The organism is Streptomyces sp. Go-475, from assembly GCF_003330845.1.
In the GTDB taxonomy this organism is placed as follows: Bacteria; Actinomycetota; Actinomycetes; order Streptomycetales; family Streptomycetaceae; genus Streptomyces.
This window is the reverse complement of record NZ_CP026121.1, coordinates 5780760-5800189: the sequence shown is the minus strand read 5'-3', so window position 1 is coordinate 5800189 and position 19430 is coordinate 5780760. Positions and strand designations below refer to the sequence as shown.

The following is a 19430-nucleotide window of genomic DNA, read 5'->3' as shown; positions in this document are numbered from 1 at the left end:
CATGCCCCCCGTCTTCGCCCATGGCCGCCTCCGCCTCTACCTGCTGAAGCTGCTGGACGAGGCTCCCCGACACGGCTACGAGGTGATCCGCCTCCTGGAGGAGCGCTTCCAGGGGCTGTACGCACCGTCGGCGGGCACGGTCTACCCGCGCCTGGCCAAGCTGGAGGCGGAGGGCCTGGTCACCCACACCACCGAGGGCGGCCGCAAGGTGTACTCGATCACGGACGCGGGCCGCGCCGAACTGGCCGACCGCAGCGGCGAGCTGGCCGACCTGGAGCTGGAGATCCGGGAGTCGGTCGCGGAGCTGGCCGCCGAGATCCAGGCCGACGTGCGCGGAGCCGCGGGCGACCTGCGCCGCGAAATGCGCGCCGCGGCGACCGAGGCCCGCCGGGGCAACGGCACCGGTACCCCCGGCGCGGAGGGCACCCCGTACGGCGACTTCTCCCCGTACGGCGACAAGGAGACCTGGCGCATCGCCAAGGAGGAGATGCGCCGCGCCCGGCAGGAGTGGAAGGAGCAGGCCCGGCGCGCCAAGGACGAGAGCCGCCGCGCCCGCGAGGAAGCCCAGCGGGCCCGCCGCCAGGCGAAGGAGGCCCAGGAGCAGGCCCGCGCCCAGGCCCAGGAGCAGGTGCAGCGCATCGCCCGCCGCGTCCAGGAACAGGTGCAGGACCACTTCGCCCGCGGCGACTGGCCGACGGGCCTGCGCGAGGGCCTGAGCGAACTGGCCAAGGAGATGGGCGAGTTCGGCAAGGACTACGGCAAGGAGTTCGGCTTCGACTGGACCGGCACGGGCGGCGGCACGGCGGCGGGCAAGCCGGCACCGGAGCCGGCCGGCTCACAGCCCGCGGAGGGCTTCCCAGCCTCCTACGAACCGGCCTGGGCCCACGAGGACGCCGCAGACTCCACCGGCGACCCCGCCCGCGACCTCGACCGCCTCCTCGACCGCTTCCGGGACGACATCCGCGACGCGGCCCGCGACCACGGCGTCACCTCCGACCAACTGCGCGACGCCCGCCGCCACCTGTCGACGGCGGCGGCCCGCATAGGGGCGCTCCTGCGCACCCCGAAGCAGTAGGAGACCGCGGCTCATCCGGCCTTGGCCTCGCCACCGCCGCCGTACAGCACCCGCACCAGGGACTCGTACGTCACCCCGTGGTCGGCGAGGACCTCGGCCGGCACACCGGGGCGCATGGTCAGGGCGAGCAGGATGTGCTCGTCACCGATGTGCCGGTCCCGCTGCGCGAGAGCCACCCGCAGCGACCTCTCCAGCACGTCCTTGGCGCCCCGCCCGAAGGAGGAGCGTCCCGACCACCACCGCTTGTCCGTGCGGTCGCCGGACATCGCCCCGACCCCGTGCACCTCCTCCACCCGGGCGACGATCTCCGCCACGTCGATCCCCAGCCCGGCGAGCGCGTCGCTCTCGGCCCGGGACAGCCCGGCCCGCCTCCGCGCATCGCGCAGCGCCTCCCGCACGGACTCCTTGCCCTCGCCGAGCCCCGAAGCCGCGAGCGCGAAGGCCCCACGACTGCCGTCCCGATCGAGCAGGGCGAGCAGCAGATGCTCCGGCTCCACACACTGCCCGCCCCCACCACCCCCCTCCACGTACTCGAACGCGCTCTTCACCACATCCCGGGCATCTTTCGTGAATCGCTCGAACATCAATGCCTCCCGTACTTCTTGTGCACGGCCTGCCTGCTCACACCGAGTTCGCCGGCGATCTCCTGCCACGACCAGCCCTGGTTGCGCGCATTGCGCACCTGAACGGCTTCCAGTTGCTCCAGCAGCCTGCGCAGCGCGGCGACGGCCCGCAGGCCGACCCGCGGATCACGGTCACCGGCACGCTCGGCCAGATCGGTTGCTTCGGTCATGACGTCAACCTACGTTGACAAGCCCCGCGTGTCAACCACAGTTGACACGCCAACGGCCGGCCCGAACCCGGACCGGCCGTTCGACTCACACCCACCGCACCTCAGGGATTGGTCAGCACGACCTTCCCGAACTGCTCACCCGAAGCGAGCCGCTCGAAGCCCTCACGCGCACGGTCCATGGGCAGGACCTCGTCGATGACGGGCCGCACGCCGGTGGCGGCGCAGAAAGCAAGAAGATCCTCCAGCTCGTCCTTGGTCCCCATGGTGGACCCGACGACCTTGAGCTCCAGGAAGAAGATCCGGGTCAGCTCGGCGTGCGAGGGCCGGTCGCCACTGGTGGCACCGGAGATCACCAGAGTGCCGCCGGGCTTCAGCGACTTCACGGAATGCGACCAGGTGGCGGCACCCACGGTCTCGATCACGGCGTCGACCCGCTGCGGCAGCCGCGCCCCGGCCTCCAGCGCCTCCACGGCCCCCAGCTCCAGGGCCCGCTTCCGCTTGGCCTCGTCCCGGCTGGTGGCGAAGACCCGAAGCCCGGCGGCCTTCCCCAGCACGATGGCGGCCGTGGCGACACCACCGCCGGCGCCCTGCACCAGCACGGAGTCGCCGGGCCGCACCCCCGCGTTGGTGAACAGCATCCGGTACGCGGTCAGCCAGGCCGTGGGCAGACAGGCGGCCTCCTCGAAGGAGAGCTCCTTGGGCTTGGGCAGGATGTTCCAGGTCGGCACGGCGACCTGCTCCGCGAAGGTGCCCTGGTAGCGCTCGGTCAGGATGGACCGGGGTTCCTTCGGGCCGACCCCGTGCCCGCTCTGTCCGATCACGGAGTGCAGGACGACCTCGTTGCCGTCCTCGTCGACGCCGGCGGCGTCACAGCCGAGGATCATCGGCAGCTTGTCCTCTGCGAGGCCCACACCGCGCAGGGACCAGAGGTCGTGGTGGTTGAGGGAGGCGGCCTTGACCGTGACGGTGCTCCAGCCGGGGCGGACCTCGGGAGCCGGGCGCTCCCCCAACTCCAGGCCGGACAGCGGCTGGTCGCGGTCGATTCGGGCGGCGTAGACAGCGAACATGACCTTGACGATAGGTTCCCCGAGGAACCGAAGGAACCATACGGGCCTGTGAGACACACCCTCTTGCCAGGAGCGGCAACTCGGTGCCGGTGCCGGCGGGCCCGCAACCCGGCGGAACGTGGTGCCTCCCCCAAGCTCTCGGCTTCGCTCGAGCAGGGGGGACCCCCACGCCCACCCGTGCCGCCCCCAGCGGCACGCCTGCCCCCAGCTGAAGCGAACCGGTGGCCCGCTCCCGCGCGCCCGCAGCAGCCGGATCAGGCAGCCACAGGCCGGCGCAGGCATCGGAACCCCCCGGAACCACCCGAACAGCCGATCTCCCCGGCAAAGAAATGACCCCGCCCGAACCCGGACGGGGCCACCTCACACAACGACCGGCAACGTCAGCGCCGAGCCACACCCTCGGCCCGAGCAGCCGCCGCCACCGCCGCCGTCACCGCCGGCGCGACCCGCTCGTCGAACGGCGACGGGATGACGTAGTCGGCCGCGAGGTCGTCCCCGACCACGGCCGCCAGCGCCTCCGCGGCGGCCAGCTTCATCCCCTCGGTGATCCGGGAGGCCCGCACCTGCAGCGCCCCCGCGAAGATCCCCGGAAACGCCAGCACGTTGTTGATCTGGTTCGGGAAGTCCGACCGCCCGGTGGCGACCACCGCCGCGTACTTGTGCGCGACCTCGGGGTGCACCTCCGGATTCGGGTTCGCCATGGCGAAGACGAACGCGCCCTCGGCCATGGACGCGACCGCGGACTCCGGCACGGTCCCTCCCGAGACCCCGATGAACACGTCGGCCCCGGCCAGCGCCGCCTCCAGCGACCCGCTGATCCCCGCCTTGTTCGTGAACCCGGCCAGCTCCCGCTTCACCGGCGTGAGGTCGTCCCGGTCCGCCGACACGACACCCTTGCGGTCGGCCACCGCGACATCCCCGATCCCGGCCTCGACCAGCATCTTCGCGATGGCGACACCCGCCGCGCCGGCGCCGGAGATGACGGCCCGCAGGTCCCCGACCGCCCGCCCGCTCAGCCGCGCGGCGTTCCGCAGGGCGGCCAGCGTCACGACCGCCGTACCGTGCTGGTCGTCGTGGAAGACCGGAATGTCCAGCCGCTCCTGCAGCTTCCGCTCGATCTCGAAGCACCGCGGCGCCGAGATGTCCTCCAGGTTGACCCCGCCGAACGACGGCGCGAGCCGCACCACCGTCTCGACGATCTCGTCGACGTCCGTGCAGTTCAGCGCGATGGGGACCGCGTCCACGCCGCCGAACTGCTTGAACAGGATCGCCTTGCCCTCCATCACCGGGAGGGAGGCCTCGGGCCCGATGTCACCGAGCCCCAGCACGGCCGTACCGTCCGTCACGACGGCGACGACCGACGACTTCCACGTGTAGTCGTGCACCAGCTCCGGCTGCTCGGCGATCGCGCTGCACACCTTCGCGACGCCGGGCGTGTACGCCAGGGACAGGTCGTCCTTGTCACGGACCGGCACGGTGGCCTGCACGGCCATCTTGCCGCCGCGGTGCAGCGCGAACGCCGGGTCGAAGGAGTCGAGGGGCTCCGCACCGCCCTCGCCGCCCGTATCTCCGGTCTTGCTCTCGCTGCGAGGATTGACGATCTCCGCTGCCACTTGGTTCTACCCCTTAGATCTTCTTCGGTTTGAGGGTGGCCACTCCTGGTGAGGGGTGGGCGGGACCGCGTACGGCCATGGTCGTGCTGTGTACGTGATACGTACGGGCGCGTACGCGACGGGCGCGCCGCACACGCGCCCTGAGCCCCGGATGAGGGGTGTAAAGACCCTTCTTACCGGACGGACGCCGCCGACGACGAGTCCATAACGCGAAGGTCACATGCCGGTGCCCTGACTCTTCGTCCAAAATCAGGACAAGGCCTGGACAAACCATCGACAACCGCTCATGCGTCGGCGAAGCCCTCGGCCCCCGTCTCGAAATCCCGGGATATGCCGAAGATCTTCCGGCCGGAAGGAATGATTCCCACAGAAGGTCCGGCCGTGATGTACCGGAGTGGTGCGGTTCGGGGGTCGCCCGTTATCCGATTTTGACATGGCTGGCCCCCAGAATGGCGCAGTCCGAATGGCAAGATGCCGTAATCACACGAGGTCGCGACACTCGAAGACGTGTGTTCTCGTCGACCCACGGCACTGCCGACCCTCGGCAGTCCACGGCACTGCCGACCCCTCGGCAGTCCACGGCTCTGCCGGCACCGCCGGCAGTCCAGGCGCTGCCGAACCCATCGGCAGCGTCCCGCCCCATCGGCAACTCCACCCATCCGCCGGAGGAACCCACCATGACCGCAAGCTCCACCCGTCGTACGACCGCCGCCCGCTCCCGGCTAGCAGCGGTCGGTGCGATCGCGGTCGCAGGCGCGCTGATGCTCACCGGCTGCGGTGACCAGACCAAGGACAACGGCTCCAGCGACACGGCGGCCTCGGCCCCGCTCGCCGACAAGTTGCCCAAGGCCATCCGCGACAAGGGCGTCATCAAGGTCGGTTCCGACATCGCCTACGCCCCGGTCGAGTTCAAGGACAGCTCGGGCAAGACGGTCGGCATCGACCCGGACCTCGCCGCTGCCATGGGCAAGCAGCTCGGGGTCGACTTCCAGTTCGAGAACGGCACCTTCGACACGCTGATCACGGGTCTGCGCTCCAAGCGGTACGACATCGCCATGTCCGCGATGACCGACACCAAGGACCGCCAGGAGGGCATCGACTCCGACACCGGCAAGAAGGTCGGCGAGGGCGTCGACTTCGTGGACTACTTCACCGCCGGTGTGTCGATCTACACCAAGAAGGGCGACGACCAGGGCATCAAGACCTGGTCCGACCTGTGCGGCAAGAAGATCGTGCTGCAGCGCGGCACGGTCTCGGAGGACCTCGCCAAGGCGGAGTCGAAGAAGTGCCCGGCCGGCAAGAAGATCGCCATCGAGCCCTTCGACAACGACCAGCAGGCCCAGACCCGCCTGCGCGCGGGCGGTGCCGACGCCGGCTCGTCCGACTTCCCGGTCGCCGCGTACGCCGTGAAGACCTCCGGCGGCGGCAAGGACTTCCAGCTGGTCGGCGAGCAGGTCGAGGCCGCCCCGTACGGCATCGCGGTCGCCAAGAACCAGACGCAGCTGCGGGACGCCCTCAAGGCCGCGCTGGACGCGATCATCGACAACGGCGAGTACGACAAGATCATGAAGAAGTGGGGCGTCACGGACGGCGCCGTCAAGGAAGCCACCATCAACGGCGGCAAGTGACCGCGACGCAGCGGCACTGAAAGGCAACACCCGTGACTGTTGACATCGACAAGACGGCGGCGGACACGCCCCCGTCCGGCCCGGAGGCCATCAAGGCCATCCCGGTCCGGCACTACGGACGGTACGTCTCCGCCGTCGTCGCCCTCGCCCTGCTGGGCGGCATCGTCTACGCGTTCTCCCAGGGCAAGATCAACTGGGACGCGATCCCGGACTACTTCTTCGACGACCGCATCCTGGACGGCGTCGGCAAGACGCTCCTGCTGACCGTCCTGTCCATGGCGATCGGCATCGTCGGCGGTGTCCTGCTCGCCGTGATGCGCCTGTCGAAGAACCCGGTGACCTCGTCGATCGCGTGGTTCTACATCTGGTTTTTCCGCGGCACCCCGGTCCTGGTCCAGCTGATCGTCTGGTTCAACCTGGGCCTGGTCTTCGAATACATCAACCTCGGGCCGTTCTACAAGGACGAGTGGTCGGACTTCATGACCCCGTTCCTGACGGCGCTGCTGGGCCTCGGCCTCAACGAGGCGGCCTACATGGCGGAGATCTGCCGGGCAGGCCTGCTCTCGGTCGACGAGGGCCAGACCGAGGCGTCGCACGCGCTGGGCATGAGCCACACCAGGACGCTGCGCCGGATCGTCATCCCGCAGGCGATGCGCGTGATCGTGCCGCCGACGGGCAACGAGGTCATCAACATGCTGAAGACGACCTCGCTGGTCTCGGTCGTCCAGTACCCCGAGCTGCTGCGCGCCGCCCAGGACATCGGCCAGACCTCCGGCGCCCCCGCCGAGATGCTGTTCCTGGCGGCTGCCTGGTACCTGCTGCTGACCTCGGTCTTCAGCGTCGGCCAGTACTACCTGGAGCGGTACTACGCGCGTGGCTCCAGCCGCTCGCTGCCGGCCACGCCGTTCCAGAAGATCAAGGCGAACGTGCTGTCCCTGTCCAACCGCTCGTCGACGACGGGAGGCACCGCATGACCGCCATGGTGAAGGCCGAGGGCGTCCACAAGTCCTTCGGCCCCGTCGAGGTCCTCAAGGGCATCGACCTGGAGGTGAAGTCCGGCGAGGTGTTCTGCCTCATCGGACCGTCCGGTTCCGGCAAGTCGACCTTCCTGCGGTGCATCAACCACCTGGAGAAGATCAACGCGGGCCGCCTGTACGTCGACGGCGAGCTGGTCGGCTACCGGCAGAAGGGCGACAAGCTCTACGAGCTGAAGGACAGCGAGGTCGCCCGCAAGCGCCGGGACATCGGCATGGTCTTCCAGCGCTTCAACCTGTTCCCGCACATGACGGCCGTGGAGAACGTCATGGAGGCGCCGGTCCAGGTCAAGGGCGTGAACAAGAGCCAGGCCCGGCTGCGCGCCCTGGAGCTGCTGGACCGGGTGGGCCTGGCCGACAAGGCGGGCAACTACCCCTCGCAGCTCTCCGGCGGCCAGCAGCAGCGCGTCGCCATCGCCCGGGCCCTCGCCATGGACCCGAAGCTGATGCTGTTCGACGAGCCGACCTCGGCGCTCGACCCGGAGCTGGTCGGTGACGTCCTGGACGTGATGCGCGACCTCGCCGAGTCCGGCATGACGATGATCGTCGTCACCCACGAGATGGGCTTCGCCCGCGAGGTGGGCGACAGCCTGGTCTTCATGGACGGCGGTGTGGTGGTCGAATCCGGCCACCCGCGCGAGGTGCTGACCAACCCGCAGCACGAGCGGACGAAGTCGTTCCTGTCCAAGGTGCTCTGACGGTACGCACGGCCAGGGGGCGGTACGGGATCTCCGTACCGCCCCCTTCGCGTCCGTCGCGCGGTCTACTTCAGGGCGAGCAGCAGGGTGTCCGAGGGCGAGCACCACACCGGCCTGGCCTCGCCGAACCCCTTTTCGCGCAGTACGCGCGCGTGCCACGCCACCGACGGCATGTCACCGTCCGCGTGGTCGCCGTAGATCTCGTAGCGCCGGGCCGTGGGCTCGGCGAGGACCGGGTCCTTGGCGGCCAGCTGCCACCACTCGGTCCAGCCGAGGACGCCGGATTCCCTGGCCTGTTCCATGCGGGCGTGGCGCTGCGCGCGCTCGGCGGCGTTGATCCGGGGCGTCGTGTCGTCGATCATGTGGTCCGCGTTCATGAAGACACCGCCGTCGCGGACGAGTCCCGCGACCTGGCCGTAGAGGTCCGCGAGGGGTTCCTGGTGCAGCCAGTGCAGGGCCGTCGCGGTCAGGACGGCGTCGTACGAGTCGTGCGGCAGCTTCGCGGGCCAGTCGGGGTCCTTGAGGTCGGCGGTGACCAGGGTGACCCGGTCGTCGCCCGCGAAGGTGCCCTCGGCGATGGCGAGGAGCGCCGGGTCGAGGTCGACGCCGGTGCTGGTGGCGTCCGGGAACCGGTCGAGCAGCCGGGCGGTGATGCTGCCGGTGCCGCAGGCGAGGTCGAGCACGCGCGGGGCGGTGCCCACGACGGCCTCGACCATGTCGAGCATGATCGTGAACCGCTCCTCGCGGTCGGGCAGGTACCACTCCTGCTGCCGGTCCCAGCTCTTCTGCCAGGCCTGCCAGTCGGCGGTGGCGGTGGTGGTGGTGTCCGCGTCCGTCATCGAGCCCCTCCCTCGTAATACCCTGGAAGCACCATCAGCTGTTACAAGTGCGCGCTCACGACAATAAAGCCCCTCCGTAAGGACTACAAGTGGAACTGGCCTATTACTCGGACTATGCCGTGCGCCTCGTCAACACCGAGGAGCCGGCCCGGGGCAAGGACACCCTGACGTCGGTCGAGGCCGTCCGTGATCTGTTCGGCGGCCAGCAGTCGGCCGCGCGCCGCGCCACGGACGCGGACGTGACCCGCTTCCGCTCGGTCCGGGCCCGGCTGCGCGCGGTCTTCGAGGCGGCCGACGGCGGCGACGAGCAGCTCGCCGTGGACCTGCTGAACTCACTACTGCTGGAGTTCCCGGTGAGCCCGCAGATCTCCGGGCACGACTTCCGCGACGACGACGGCCGCCCCCTGTGGCACATGCACCTGGCGGACCACCCGTCCAACGCGACCGCGGGCTACGCGGCGATCGCGGCGATGGGCCTGGCGTTCCACCTCACCGAGTACGGCGTGGACCGCCTCGGCCTGTGCGAGGCCGCGCCCTGCCGCAACGCCTACCTCGACACCTCCACCAACCGCTCCCGGCGCTACTGCTCCGACCGCTGCGCCACCCGCGCCAACGTCGCGGCCTACCGGGCCCGCAAACGCCTGGAGGCGGCCCGGCCCGACCTGCCCGAGAAGACCGGCCTGGCGGCCGACAGCGCCCAGCCGAGCAGCGCCCAGGGCGAACGCCGGCCGGACCCGAGCGGCCGGTAGCGGAAGCGGACCCGCCCCAGCACGAGGTCGTCGGGCACGACGCCGTAGTCGGTGCTGTCGCCGCCGGCGTACGCGTTGTCGCCGAGCACCCACCAACCGTTCTCGCGCCGTTGGACGGCCCGCTTGACGACCAGCAGGTCCTGCTGGAAGGGGTGCCGCAGCACGACGACGTCACCGGGCCTGATCCGGGCCCCGTAATGCACCAGCAGCCGGTCCCCGTGGTACAAGGTGGGCACCATGGACGGCCCGGTCACCTCGGCCACCCCGAACGGCGCGGCCTGCCCTCCCCGCTCGGACTCCTGCGACAGCTCCGGCATCACCCGGCACCTCCCCGGTTCTTCCTCCACCAGTCTCAGTCTCACCCCGGACTTTTGTCCTAAGCCCATGGGGGCACTCGCGAAAAGCCTTCCCCCAAGGAGTAATGTCCCCTGTGAGAAGACGATCACGAGGAAGGAATGCTCCATGCTTTCCCGCCTGTTTGCCCCCAAGGTCAAGGTCAGCGCACACTGCGACCTTCCCTGCGGTGTCTACGACCCCGCCCAGGCCCGCATCGAGGCGGAGTCGGTCAAGGCCGTCCAGGAGAAGATGGCCGGAAACGACGACCCGCACTTCCAGGCCCGCGCCACCGTCATCAAGGAGCAGCGTGCCGAGCTCGCGAAGCACCACGTCTCGGTGCTGTGGAGCGACTACTTCAAGCCGCCGCACTTCGAGAAGTACCCGGAGCTGCACCAGCTGGTCAACGACACCCTGAAGGCCCTGTCGGCCGCCAAGGGCTCCACCGACCCGGCGACCGGCCAGAAGGCGCTGGACTACATCGCCCAGATCGACAAGATCTTCTGGGAGACCAAGAAGGCTTGATCGCCGAACGGCGAAGGGGCCCGGCCGCCGATCCGGCCGGGCCCCTTCGTCGTACGCGTTCAGTGGAACTGAGGCACGATCAGATAGATCCCGTACGCCACCACGGCCACGCAGGCGAGGAAGCACAGGGCGGCCTGGCCGAGGCCGAGGGCGCTGGTGCCGCCCGGGTGTTCGCGGGCGCCCTCCAGCCGGGCGAGGCCGAGGACGCCGAGGGCGAAGACGACGACCACGGCGACGGTGACGCCGATGCTCACCGCGGTGACCTGGCCGAGTGCGGTCCAGTCCAGTTGCATGTCGACTCCCGGTCGTTCAGGCGGCCGCGCCGACCTTGGCCGGCGGCTCGGTACGGAGGGTGACCTCGTGCGTGTCGTTGACGTTGTGCGCGTGCACCGGGTTGCGGCGGGAGAGCAGCACGATGCCCCCGGCGAGGGCGGCGCCGACCAGGGCGACGACCGCCGTCCCGAGGTCGCCGCCGTTCTGCACGACCGCGGCGGCCAGGCCGCCGACCAGCGCGGCGGCGGGCAGGGTGATCATCCAGGCGACCGCCATCCGGCCCGCGACGCCCCAGCGGACCTCCGCGAGCCTGCGGCCCAGCCCCGCGCCGAGGATGCTGCCCGATGCGACCTGCGTGGTGGACAGGGCGAAGCCGAGGTGGGCGGAGGTCAGGATGACGGTCGTGGAGGCGGTCTCGGCCGCGAAGCCCTGCGGCGACTGGATCTCGGTGAGGCCCTTGCCCATGGTGCGGATGATCCGCCAGCCACCCAGGTAGGTGCCGAGGCCGATGGCGAGGCCCGCGGAGGCGATGACCCACAGCGGCGGACCGGCGTCGTGGCCCAGCGCCCCGGCCGAGATCAGGGTGAGGGTGATGACGCCCATGGTCTTCTGCGCGTCGTTGGTGCCGTGGGCGAGCGAGACGAGTGAGGCGGAGGCGATCTGCCCGACGCGGAAGCCCTTGGTGACGGACTCCTTGCGGGCGCGGTCGGTGAGCCGGTAGGCGAGGTAGGTGGCGAGCAGCGCGGCGATGCCGGCCACGAGCGGCGAGGCCACCGCCGGGACCAGCACCTTCTCGACGACCTTGCCGAAGTTGACGCCCTGGCTGCCCGCCCCGACCCACACGGCCCCGATCAGCCCGCCGAACAGGGCGTGCGAGGAGCTGGAGGGCAGTCCGACGAGCCAGGTCAGCAGGTTCCACAGGATCGCCCCGACCAGCCCCGCGAAGATCATGCCCGGGGTGACGAGGGTGTCGTCCACGATGCCGCCCGAGATCGTCCTTGCCACCTCGGTGGACAGGAAGGCACCGACGACGTTGAGGACACCGCTGATCAGGACCGCCGTTCGGGGAGCCAGCGCGCCGGTGGCGATGGACGTGGCCATCGCGTTCGCCGTGTCGTGGAATCCGTTGGTGAAGTCGAACGCGAGCGCCGTCACGATGACGACGGCCACGAGGAACGTGATGTGGTCCATTCCTGAATGCAAACAAGCCCGGGCCAATAGGCGGGGAACGGCGAGGCAAAGGCTGGTCAAGGTTCACGCGGGTGGCCGTGGCGGCCGCCGCATAGGATCGCGGCCATGACGATCCGCTGGACGTACGCCTTCGCCGACCGGCCGCGCGAGGCCTTCGGTGCGGCCTGTGCCTTCTGGACCGCGGTGACGGGGACCCGGCTCTCCGAACTGCGCGGCGCGCGCTCCGAGTTCGTCACGCTGCTCCCGGACGGCGCCGACGCCTGCGTGAAGGCCCAGGCGGTCGCGTCGGGCCCCGGCGGAGCGCACCTGGACTTCTGCGTGGAGGACGTACGGGAGTTCGCCGACGCGGGCGCGCGGCTCGGCGCGCGGGTGGTGGAGGACCTCGGGTCGCTCGTCGTGCTGCGGTCGCCGGGCGGGCAGTTGTTCTGTGCCGACCCTTGGCGCGGGCAGGCGTCGCGGCCGGGCGTGGTGCGGGGCAGCCGGCTCGACCAGGTGTGCCTCGACGTCCCGCCCTCGGCGTACGAGGCCGAAGTCGCTTTCTGGAGCGCGCTGCTCGCCGGCTGGGAGTCGCGGCCCGGTGCCCTCCCGGAGTTCCACGTGCTGCGACCACCGCCCGGCCTGCCGGTGCGGCTGCTTCTGCAACGCCTCGAAGAGGAGCGGCCGGCCTCCGCCCACCTCGACCTCGCCTGCGCGGACGTCGGGGCGACCCGCGCGTGGCACGAGGAACTCGGGGCCGGGTACGTGGCCGCCTTCTCCGACTGGACGGTGATGCGCGACCCGGCGGGCGGCACCTACTGCCTGACGAGCCGGGACCCGGAGACGGGCGGGCTGCGGCTCTAGTCCGTCTCCGCGTACGCGCACAGGGCCGCCCCGCCGCCCTCGGGGGTCGGGCAGGGCGGCAGGTCCGGTGGCTCGTCGGGGTCCGTCCGCTGCCAGACGTACGGTCCCTGCGGCTGCGTCGAGTCCTGCGCCCAGAGGGTCAGCCCGCCCGCGACGGCCACGGTCACCGCCCACACGATCACGGCCCGGCGCCAGAGCCTGCGCCGCCGCTCCCCCGTCATGCCCATGCCGCACACGCTACTGCCTCAACCGCGCCGCCCGGGCCCGGAGATAGCGCTGCTCGGGCAGGCTGAGAGTCTGGGCTGCGGCCGACTCGTAGGCGGCACGGGCGGCTTGGGGTTCGCCCGCGCGTTCCAGGAGGTGCGCTCGTACGGCGTCCAGGCGGTGGTCCTTCAACTCGCCGCGCAGCAGGTCCAGTTCGGCCAGGCCGGCGCGCGGGCCGCGGACCATGGCGACGGCGACCGCGCGGTTGAGGCGTTCGACGGGGCCGGGAACCAGGCCGACGAGGACGTCGTACAGGCCCAGGATCTCGGCCCAGTCCGTCTCCGCGGGCGACGGCGCCTCGTCGTGCACGGCCGCGATCGCGGCCCGCAGCTGGTACGGGCCCGGCCGGCCCCGGGACAGGGCCCGGGTGACCAACGCGACGCCCTCCTCGATCGCCGCCCTGTCCCAGCGGTCGCGGTCCTGCTCATCGAGGGGGATCAGCTCGCCGTGCGGTCCGCTGCGCGCGTCGCGGCGGGCGTCGGTCAGCAGCATCAGCGCGAGCAGGCCGGCCACCTCGCAGTCGTCGGGGAGCAGCCGGTGGACCGTACGGGTCAGCCGTACGGCCTCGCCCGCGAGATCGCGGCGCTGGAGGGCGGGGCCGGAGGTGGCCGTGTACCCCTCGTTGAAGATCAGGTAGAGGGTGTGGAGGACGGACGGCAGCCGCTGCTCCCAGCGGTCCGGACGCCCGAAGCGCACACCCCGGACCTTCTGCTTGGCCCGGCTGATGCGCTGGCCCATGGTCGCCTCGGGGACCAGGTACGCGCGGGCGATCTCCGCCGTGGTCAGACCGCCGACCGCGCGCAGGGTGAGCGCGATCTGCGCCGGTGGGCTCAGGTCCGGGTGGCAGCAGAGGAAGAGCAGCGAGAGGGTGTCGTCCTCGCGGGGCGCCCGCTCCCCCGGCGGCGGGGCGGTGAACGCGTCCCGGGGCGTGAGCGCCGCCGCCCGTTCCTCGCGCTGCCGTCTGGCCTCCTCGCTGCGCAGGGCGTCGGTCAGCCGCCGCGAGGCGACCTTGATCAGCCAGCCGCGCGGATTGCCGGGCACGCCCTGCGCGGGCCACTGCCCGGCCGCCGCGAGCAGCGCCTCCTGTACGGCGTCCTCGGCGGCGTCGAAGTGCCCGTACCGTCTGACCAGCGCGCCGAGGACCTGCGGCGCGTTGTCGCGCAGCAGGTCCTCGATCTCGGGCGTGCTCCGCACCGGCGGGTCCGGCGGCGGCTCGTCAGATGTCCCCGGACCCGTCCATGATCGGGCGGATCACGACGGGGTACTCGGGGGCGCCGGCCGGCTGGGGGCAGCGGGCGACGCGCTCGGCGATCTCCGTGACCCGCTCCAGGCTCTCGCACTCCAGGACCCAGTAGCCGGCCAGCAGCTCCTTGGTCTCGCCGTACGGGCCGTCGGTGATGACGGCCTTGCCGTCGTCGCCGAGGGTGACGTGCCGGGTCTGCGCCGGCTCGGCCAGGCCCTGCCCGTCGACGAACTCACCGGTCTCGGAGAGGTCGTCGTTGATGGCGCCCATGTAGGAGAACATGGCCTGCACCTCTTCCTCGGTCCACGCGGGGGAGGTCGCCGACGCCTTGCCGCGCATCGCGTCGTAGTCCGCCTGCGTGCCCTGCACCATGACCAGGTACTTCATCAGTCCGCTCCTTCGGCTCTGACCGCCCTGCCGTGCGGCTCTTCACAGGGGACGTCGGAGCCGGGCCGGTGTTCTCGACACGGACTCAGGGATTTCTCGCGACGGTTTCCCCCGGGGCCGCCTCGGAGGGCGTCGTCGCAGGCGGGGCGGTGCGCCCGGCGGGCCGGGCGGCCTCGGCCCGCTCCATGTCCTCACCGGTGTGGCGCACCGCGTCCTGCGCGTCGCAGGCCGTGCACGCGGGGTTGTGGCAGGGGCCCGCCACCCAGAGCGGCACCCACGCGCCCAGCGTCTTGTGCCGCCGGACGACGGTCTCCACGGGCTGTCCGCAGGCCGGACAGACATGTCCTTCGCTGCCCATGTCCTCAGGGTAGGACGGCCGGGGGCTCGGCGCTTCCTGCCGTACGTGCGCGCCGGCACGCCGTTGCCGCGCGTGCGCGCCGATGCCTTGCTTGCGCCCCCGGTGTCAGGGCTGCCGGTTTCCGGCGTGCACGGGTGGCCGGTGCTGCCAGGAAGTCGACGAGCGGGCGGGTCAGGGCGCCCGGTGCGGGCGGGGCTCGCGCCACATCGGCCACATGGCCGGGCCGTCGGGGAGGTCGAGGACCGGGCCGGCGGCTTCGAAGCCGAGGCGCTCGTACAGCTTGCGGCTGCGGGCGTTGCTGGCCTCCAGATACGCGGGCCGTCCCTCGCGGTCGCAGCGGTCGAGGACCGACTCGATGAGCGCGGTGCCGAGTCCCTCGCCCTGGCGGCCCGGGGCCACGCCGATCATCCACAGGTACTCGTGGGCGCGCCCGGAGGGGTGGATCGCGGCCGTCAGCCGGCCGATCGCCTCGATGCGCTCGTTGTCCGGATCCACGGCCTGTCGCACCTGGGCGGGACCGTCGTCCTCGGCATCGCCGCCGTGCTCGTCGGCCGGTACGGACAGCCACAGCGCGCAGGCCGAGCCGTCCTCGGTGAGGTCGATGCGCCCCGACGCGAGCACCACGTCGGTGAAGGCGGCCATGAGCCCGGGGTGCTTGGCACGGCGGTCCTCCGCCCCGGGGAAGACCCAGCCGCTCACCGGGTCGTCCTGGAACGCCTCGTCGAGGAGCCGGACGACCAGGTCCCGGTCCCCCTCGTCCGCCGTCCGGATCGCCACGCCCATGTCCCGCCCCTTCGCTCGCCCGACGGGCGTTGATCGTAGGGCGGCCCGGGGCTTTCCCGGAGCGCGGGACGGAAGCTTGGCGGGATCTAGTCGAACATCCGCCCGAAGATGATCGCCCCGGGTGCGGGAGAGAGCGGGCCCCGCACCCCGTGGGGAAGTGCGGGACCCGCCGGCCGGAGACCGGCGGCCGTGCGGAGTCAGGAGCCGCACAGCCCCCGGAGCTCCGGGGTCCTGCCCTTCGGACGCCCGAAGGGCCACCGAGTGCCGCTGTCGACCGGCCGCGTGCCGGGCGTCAACTGCTGCGCCGCGTCACGAACTCGGCGAGGGCCAGCAGACCGCCCGCCGCCTCCGGGTCCGGCACGGCGCGCGCCAGTTGCTGCATCGCCCGGGCCATCCGGTCGGCCGCCTGGCCCTGGGCCCAGTCACGTCCGCCCGCGCGCTCCACGGCCAGGGCGATGCGGTCCAGGTCCTCCTTGTCATGGGGTCGGGCGTACAGTTCGGCGAGTTCGGCGGCCGCCGGTGTGCCGGAGGCGCAGGCCGCGACGACCGGCAGGGACTTCTTGCGGGCGGCCAGGTCCGCGCCGACGGGCTTGCCGGTGCGGCTCGGGTCGCCCCATATGCCGATGACGTCGTCGATGAGCTGGAAGGCGAGCCCGGCCTCCCGGCCGAACGCGTCCAGCGCCGCCACGTCCGCCTCCCCGGCGCCCGCGTACAGCCCGCCGATCGCGCACGCGCTGCCCAGCAACGCGCCGGTCTTGGCCTCCGCCATGGCGAGGACCTCGTCCAGCGTGACCTCGCCGGGGCCGCGCCGCTCCAGGGCCGTGTCCGCGTGCTGTCCGGCGCACAGTTCGACCACGCAGTCCGCGAGCCGGGCGGCGGCGGCCGGGGACGCCGGATGCGGGTCCTCGGCGAGCAGCCGCAGGGCCAGCGCCTGCAGGGTGTCCCCGGCGAGGATCGCGTCGGCGTCGCCGAACACCGTCCACGCGGTGGGCCGGTGGCGGCGGAGGGCGTCCCGGTCCATCACGTCGTCGTGCAGCAGTGTGAAGTTGTGGACCAGCTCCACCGCCGCGGCCGCCCGGACCGCCCCCGCCCGTGCCTCGGGTCCGCCCAGGGCGGCCGCGGCGGCGAGGACGAGCGCGGGACGGATCGCCTTGCCCGAACCGCCCTCGGCCGGGGTGCCGTCCGCCTGTTCCCAGCCGAAGTGGTAGCGCGCGATCCGCTGCATCGACCCGGGCAGCGAGCCGACCGCGGCCCGCAGCACCGGATCGACCTCCGCACGGGCCCGCTGCAGGAGCACGACCGCCTCGTGTCCGTCGGCCGGTCCCGGCCGGCCGTCCTGCTGTGTCCCGATGGACCCCCGCCTTTCCGGTGCCCCGGCCGCACGCCGGGGCTCGGTGCCGCGCCGCCCGCCGGGTACGGGCAGCGTCGTCTCCGTCCCGAACTCGACATCCGTGAGGGACTCACCCATGGGACCGCCTCGGAGAACGAGCGGAAGCCGGCGCTTCCGCTGCCGCTGAGCACGTACCCCCCGGGTGTACCCGCCCTGTCGGGCGGGGACACGGACGCCGTACCGGAAGCGTCACCGCCAGCGGCCGATCTCGACGTTCTCCAGGACGCCGAGCGCGTCCGGTACCAGGACCGCGGCCGAGTAGTACGCCGTGACCAGGTACTTGATGATGGCCTGTTCGTTGATGCCCATGAAGCGCACCGACAGGCTCGGCTCGATCTCGTCCGGGATGCCGGAGGCCCGCAGGCCGATGACGCCCTGGTCGCCCTCGCCGGTACGCATGGCGATGATCGACGTCGTACGGGCTTCCGTCACCGGGATCTTGTTGCACGGGAAGATCGGCACGCCGCGCCAGGTGGGGATGCGGTTGCCGGCCATGTCGATGGTCTCCGGGACCAGCCCCCGCTTGTTGAGCTCGCGGCCGATCGCGGCGATCGCGCGCGGGTGGGCGAGGAGCAGCTTGGTGCCGCGGCGCCGGCTGAGCAGCTCGTCCAGGTCGTCCGGGCTGGGCACGCCGTCGTGCGGCTGGATCCGCTGGTCGTACTCGCAGTTGTGCAGGAGGCCGAAGTCGCGGTTGTTGATGAGCTCGTGCTCCTGGCGCTCCTTCAGCGCCTCGACCGTCAGCCGGATCTGCTGCTCGGTCTGGTTCATCGGCTGGTTGTAGAGGTCGGCCACGCGCGTGTGGATGCGCAGCACGGTCTGGGCGACGCTCAGTTCGTACTCACGGGGGCGGGCCTCGTAGTCGACGAACGTGTGCGGGATGTCCGGCTCGCCGGAGTGGCCGGCGGCGAGGTCGATCTCCTTCTCGCCGTACTTGTTGGAGCGCTGCTGGGGGATCGCGCGGCGCTGCTCCAGGTGCTCGCGCAGCGAGTCCGAGCGTTCCGCGATCTGCTCGAACTCCTGGCAGGGCAGCACGAGTACGGTGCACGCGGTGAGCGCGCGGGCGGTGTACTCCCAGATGGCGTCCTGGTTCAGCAGGGCCTGGTCGCCGAAGTAGGCGCCGTCGGCGAGGACGCCGAGCGACTCGTCGTCGCCGTACGGGCCCGTGCCGATCTTCTCCACCCTGCCGTGTGCGAGCAGGTACACCTCGTCGGACTGGCTGCCGAAGGAGGCGATCACCTCGCCCGCCTGGATCTCCCGCTGTTCGCAGCGGCGGGCGATCTCGGAGAGCACCTCCTCGTCCTCGTACGACCGCAGCGCGGGCAGTTCGCCCAGCTCCGCGGGGATGATCTCGACCCGGTCGCCGGTCTTCACGAACGTCATCCGGCCGTCGCCCACGGCGAACGTCAGTCGCCGGTTCACCCGGTATGTACCACCCTGGATGTCCACCCAGGGCAGCATGCGCAGCAGCCAGCGAGAGCTGATCTCCTGCATCTGCGGCACGGACTTGGTCGTGGTGGCCAGGTTCCGCGCGGCCGCCGTGCCGAGACTCTGCTGCGGCTTGGTCTCCTCCGTGCGGACCTCTTCGCCTACCGACATAGAGAACTGCCCTCCCGGTTGTGATCGACGCCCATATGCCTCGGGCATCGACGTGCACGCCCAAGCCTTCCCCACCCGGCGCCGCTGTGCTATTACCCGAAAGAGCGGGAATGGATCTTCGTACAAGTGGGCAGGGGGCCCGTTCCGGCGTTCGACGGCGCCGCGGCCGGGCCCGGAACGGCTGGCGACAACCGGTGGGAACCTGTCGGTTATGCCTCTGGGGCGCGTCCGGGGCCGGATCTAGCGTGGTGGTCCGTTCCCGCCACCGATTCCAGAAACGGGCCCCTCCATGCAGTACATCGCGCCGATCGGCGTCGGCGTCCTCTACGCCTTGTTGATGTCCTTCGTCCGGGAGCCCCACCGGCGGCGCCTGAACGCGTTGATGGTCGCGGGTGCCGGTGCCGCGTACCTCAGCGGCGGCGGCCTGGGCGGCTGGGAGTTCGCCTTCACCGCGCTCGTCACCTACGTGGCCTTCCGGGGCCTGGAGTCGTGGACCTGGATCGGCGTCGGCTGGCTGCTGCACACCGCCTGGGACGTCGTCCACCACATCAAGGGCAACCCGATCATCCCGTTCGCCCACACCTCCTCCCTGGGCTGCGCGATCTGCGACCCGGTGATCGCGCTGTGGTGCCTGCGGGGAGGGCCCTCTCTCCTCGCACTCGTGCGCGACCGGCGCAGGCAGGGGCCGCCGGAGCCCGGCCCGGACGTCAGCCGCGGGGCCCCGTCCCCCACCCACGGGTGACAATGGCCG

Annotated in this window: 22 protein-coding genes and 1 pseudogene; 8 read left to right on the top strand and 15 right to left on the bottom strand. The window is 71.5% G+C overall.

Annotation, left to right across the window (positions count from 1 at the left end; translation table 11 throughout):
- Position 1: 1 nt before the first annotated feature.
- The gene (locus C1703_RS26845) at positions 2-1075 is read left to right on the top strand and encodes a PadR family transcriptional regulator (RefSeq protein WP_114255258.1); all 1074 of its coding nucleotides are present in this window, start codon (positions 2-4) and stop codon (positions 1073-1075) included.
- Positions 1076-1086: 11 nt separating this feature from the next.
- Here C1703_RS26845 and C1703_RS26840 read toward each other — a convergent pair whose 3' ends face one another.
- The 4 genes from C1703_RS26840 to C1703_RS26825 form a co-directional block, all read right to left on the bottom strand.
- Positions 1087-1659, bottom strand: a complete 573-nt coding sequence (locus C1703_RS26840) for a Clp protease N-terminal domain-containing protein (RefSeq protein ID WP_114255257.1) — start codon at positions 1657-1659, stop codon at positions 1087-1089.
- A complete protein-coding gene (locus tag C1703_RS26835) occupies positions 1659-1868 on the bottom strand; it encodes an HTH domain-containing protein (RefSeq protein ID WP_031103307.1) in 210 nt (69 codons plus the stop codon). Before C1703_RS26835 ends, C1703_RS26840 begins: the two co-directional genes overlap by 1 nt.
- Positions 1869-1969: 101 nt before the next feature.
- Positions 1970-2935 carry a zinc-binding dehydrogenase gene (locus tag C1703_RS26830; protein ID WP_114255256.1) on the bottom strand — a complete coding sequence of 322 codons (966 nt, stop codon included), beginning with the start codon at positions 2933-2935 and terminating at the stop codon, positions 1970-1972.
- A gap of 380 nt (positions 2936-3315) precedes the next feature.
- Complete coding sequence (locus C1703_RS26825) at positions 3316-4548, bottom strand: NADP-dependent malic enzyme (RefSeq protein ID WP_114255255.1); 1233 nt, start codon at positions 4546-4548, stop codon at positions 3316-3318.
- 677 nt (positions 4549-5225) lie between these two features.
- Between C1703_RS26825 and C1703_RS26815 the strand changes: the two genes are divergently transcribed.
- From C1703_RS26815 to C1703_RS26805, 3 genes are read left to right on the top strand one after another with little or no spacing between them, the layout of a single operon-like run.
- Positions 5226-6176 carry an ABC transporter substrate-binding protein gene (locus C1703_RS26815; protein WP_114255253.1) on the top strand — a complete coding sequence of 317 codons (951 nt, stop codon included), beginning with the start codon at positions 5226-5228 and terminating at the stop codon, positions 6174-6176.
- 32 nt (positions 6177-6208) lie between these two features.
- Positions 6209-7150, top strand: coding sequence for an amino acid ABC transporter permease (locus tag C1703_RS26810; protein WP_114255252.1), 942 nt, complete (start codon positions 6209-6211; stop codon positions 7148-7150).
- Entirely contained in the window at positions 7147-7908 is a 762-nt protein-coding gene (locus C1703_RS26805; RefSeq protein WP_114255251.1) for an amino acid ABC transporter ATP-binding protein, read from the top strand. The genes C1703_RS26810 and C1703_RS26805 overlap by 4 nt, the downstream gene beginning before the upstream one ends.
- Before the next feature lie 65 nt (positions 7909-7973).
- Here the strand turns inward: C1703_RS26805 and C1703_RS26800 are convergent, their stop codons facing one another.
- Positions 7974-8747 (bottom strand): class I SAM-dependent methyltransferase, encoded by a 774-nt coding sequence (locus C1703_RS26800; RefSeq protein WP_114255250.1) that lies wholly within the window; start codon positions 8745-8747, stop codon positions 7974-7976.
- A gap of 89 nt (positions 8748-8836) precedes the next feature.
- Here C1703_RS26800 and C1703_RS26795 point away from each other — a divergent pair, with 89 nt between their 5' ends.
- Positions 8837-9496: a CGNR zinc finger domain-containing protein gene (locus C1703_RS26795; protein WP_114255249.1), complete on the top strand. Its 660-nt coding sequence runs from the start codon at positions 8837-8839 to the stop codon at positions 9494-9496.
- A gap of 17 nt (positions 9497-9513) precedes the next feature.
- Here the strand turns inward: C1703_RS26795 and sodX are convergent.
- Positions 9514-9813 (bottom strand): annotated as a pseudogene (gene sodX, locus C1703_RS40190) (nickel-type superoxide dismutase maturation protease); the annotation flags it as partial.
- A 145-nt stretch (positions 9814-9958) separates the two neighbouring features.
- Here sodX and sodN point away from each other — a divergent pair.
- On the top strand, positions 9959-10354 hold the full coding sequence (gene sodN, locus C1703_RS26785) for a superoxide dismutase, Ni (protein ID WP_003992892.1): 396 nt from the start codon (positions 9959-9961) through the stop codon (positions 10352-10354).
- A gap of 59 nt (positions 10355-10413) precedes the next feature.
- Here the strand turns inward: sodN and C1703_RS26780 are convergent, their stop codons facing one another.
- Positions 10414-10647, bottom strand: a complete 234-nt coding sequence (locus C1703_RS26780) for a hypothetical protein (protein ID WP_114255247.1) — start codon at positions 10645-10647, stop codon at positions 10414-10416.
- Positions 10648-10663: 16 nt separating this feature from the next.
- Complete coding sequence (locus C1703_RS26775) at positions 10664-11818, bottom strand: inorganic phosphate transporter (protein ID WP_114255246.1); 1155 nt, start codon at positions 11816-11818, stop codon at positions 10664-10666.
- 105 nt (positions 11819-11923) lie between these two features.
- Here C1703_RS26775 and C1703_RS26770 point away from each other — a divergent pair, with 105 nt between their 5' ends.
- Positions 11924-12658 (top strand): VOC family protein, encoded by a 735-nt coding sequence (locus tag C1703_RS26770; RefSeq protein WP_114255245.1) that lies wholly within the window; start codon positions 11924-11926, stop codon positions 12656-12658.
- On the opposite strand, the gene C1703_RS26765 is transcribed toward C1703_RS26770, so the two are convergent.
- The 7 genes from C1703_RS26765 to C1703_RS26735 form a co-directional block, all read right to left on the bottom strand.
- Positions 12655-12885 (bottom strand): hypothetical protein, encoded by a 231-nt coding sequence (locus tag C1703_RS26765; RefSeq protein ID WP_157993168.1) that lies wholly within the window; start codon positions 12883-12885, stop codon positions 12655-12657. The two genes, C1703_RS26770 and C1703_RS26765, sit on opposite strands and share 4 nt — an antisense overlap.
- Before the next feature lie 10 nt (positions 12886-12895).
- Positions 12896-14116 carry a sigma-70 family RNA polymerase sigma factor gene (locus C1703_RS26760; RefSeq protein ID WP_114255243.1) on the bottom strand — a complete coding sequence of 407 codons (1221 nt, stop codon included), beginning with the start codon at positions 14114-14116 and terminating at the stop codon, positions 12896-12898.
- Between the two features lie 22 nt (positions 14117-14138).
- A complete protein-coding gene (locus tag C1703_RS26755; RefSeq protein WP_114255242.1) occupies positions 14139-14552 on the bottom strand; it encodes a YciI family protein in 414 nt (137 codons plus the stop codon).
- Positions 14553-14637: 85 nt separating this feature from the next.
- Positions 14638-14910 carry a hypothetical protein gene (locus tag C1703_RS26750; protein WP_114255241.1) on the bottom strand — a complete coding sequence of 91 codons (273 nt, stop codon included), beginning with the start codon at positions 14908-14910 and terminating at the stop codon, positions 14638-14640.
- 171 nt (positions 14911-15081) lie between these two features.
- Positions 15082-15693: a GNAT family N-acetyltransferase gene (locus tag C1703_RS26745; RefSeq protein WP_114255240.1), complete on the bottom strand. Its 612-nt coding sequence runs from the start codon at positions 15691-15693 to the stop codon at positions 15082-15084.
- A gap of 292 nt (positions 15694-15985) precedes the next feature.
- Entirely contained in the window at positions 15986-17161 is a 1176-nt protein-coding gene (locus C1703_RS26740; protein ID WP_232840600.1) for a family 2 encapsulin nanocompartment cargo protein polyprenyl transferase, read from the bottom strand.
- Between the two features lie 111 nt (positions 17162-17272).
- Positions 17273-18679 (bottom strand): family 2B encapsulin nanocompartment shell protein, encoded by a 1407-nt coding sequence (locus C1703_RS26735; RefSeq protein ID WP_114255239.1) that lies wholly within the window; start codon positions 18677-18679, stop codon positions 17273-17275.
- Between the two features lie 289 nt (positions 18680-18968).
- Here C1703_RS26735 and C1703_RS26730 point away from each other — a divergent pair, with 289 nt between their 5' ends.
- Positions 18969-19421, top strand: coding sequence for a DUF6010 family protein (locus tag C1703_RS26730; RefSeq protein WP_114255238.1), 453 nt, complete (start codon positions 18969-18971; stop codon positions 19419-19421).
- The last annotated feature ends 9 nt before the right edge of the window (positions 19422-19430 follow it).